Source organism: Phytoactinopolyspora endophytica (assembly GCF_004138495.1).
Lineage (GTDB): Bacteria > Actinomycetota > Actinomycetes > Jiangellales > Jiangellaceae > Phytoactinopolyspora > Phytoactinopolyspora endophytica.
The window spans coordinates 160,196-161,600 of sequence record NZ_ML142854.1; the positions used below are offsets into that span (position 1 = coordinate 160,196).

The 1,405-nt window shown below is 66.3% G+C and carries 2 protein-coding genes; both read left to right on the top strand.

The window, feature by feature from the left end; all coding sequences use genetic code 11:
• The coding region (locus ELR45_RS37815) for a carbohydrate ABC transporter permease (RefSeq protein WP_205856568.1) at positions 1 to 440 on the top strand (440 nt) is incomplete at its 5' end.
• Positions 437 to 1,324 (top strand): carbohydrate ABC transporter permease, encoded by an 888-nt coding sequence (locus ELR45_RS13790; RefSeq protein ID WP_129666890.1) that lies wholly within the window; start codon positions 437 to 439, stop codon positions 1,322 to 1,324. The genes ELR45_RS37815 and ELR45_RS13790, both read left to right, overlap by 4 nt.
• The last annotated feature ends 81 nt before the right edge of the window (positions 1,325 to 1,405 follow it).

Below are 1,405 nucleotides of genomic sequence, written 5' to 3' on the forward strand. Positions count from 1 at the left end.
TGCAGAACCCGTGGTGGTCGCATCCGGACTGGGGGATGGCCGCGATGGCGCTGCCGGCCATCTGGCAGCTTTCCGGCTACGTGATGGCGTTGTTCCTGGCCGGCTTCCGCGGCATCCCCGGCGAGCTGCGTGAGGCGGCCCGCGTCGACGGCGCCAGCGAGGCCCAGTTGTACCGGCACGTGCTGTTTCCGCAGCTGTCTCCGGTGGCGCTGACCGCGCTGATCATCATCGGGCACATGTCGATGAAGATGTTCGATCTGATCATGGCTGTCTCGGGCGCGCAGTACCTCACCGAGGTGCCCGCGGTCTACATGTGGCAGGCACTGCTGACCAACGACTACGCCAAGGGCGCCGCGATCGCCATCGTGCTGCTCGTCATCGTCGCGGTCCTGGTGGTCCCCTATCTCGCGCAGAACACAAGGACGGAGCGTCAACGATGAGCGCCGTGGACACCCGCACGCCACCGGCGCCGGTAGTCGCGCACGTCGACCGGGGACACCGAGCCCGTGCCGTGTCGGCCCGTACGGTCCGCTACGGACTGTTGTTCCTGTTCCTGCTGTTCGTCCTGATCCCCGTCTACGTGCTCCTGGTGACCAGTTTCAAACCCGGCACCGAAGCGAGCCTGACCGGAGCGTGGGACCTGCCGGAGAATTGGACGCTCGACGCGTGGCGGGACGCCTGGGACGCGCTGAGCCCGTCGCTGTGGCGGTCCTTTGCCATTGCCATCCCTGCCTCGATCGTGTCGGCGATCCTCGGCTCGGCCAACGGATTCGTCTTCTCCCGCTGGCGCTTCCCCGGTTCCGATATCGTCTTCACCCTCTTCCTGTTCGGGATGTTCATCCCGTATCAGGCCGTGATGATCCCGCTGCGGGAGCTCACCGGGAATCTTGGGCTGGCCAGCGGCGTACCCACGCTGATCGTCGTGCACATCGCCTATGGCATCCCGATCTGTACGCTCATCTTCCGCGGGTACTACGCGACGACCATCCCCAACGAGCTCGTCGAAGCCAGCCGGGTGGACGGCGCCGGGCTGATCCGTACGTATGCCTCCATCGCCCTCCCGCTCTCCGCGCCCGGCTTCGTCGTCACCCTCATCTGGCAGTTCACGTCGGTCTGGAACGACTTCCTGTTCGCGATCTTCCTGTCCAACACGCGCAACGGGCCAGTCACGATCGCGCTCAACGCCCTCGCCGGCGGCCAGCTCACCGACTACGCCGCCAGCATGGCGGGCGCGCTCATCGCCTCGTTCCCCACCCTGATCGTCTACATCGTCCTCGGACGCTGGTTCATCGGTGGCCTTATGGCCGGATCTCTCAAAACGTGAACCCGGCAGGCCTGCCGGCCTGGTAACCGGCAGGCTAGCGGGGACTCCAGGGGGTCGACCCCCTGGGTGGTGTGGCCGGGT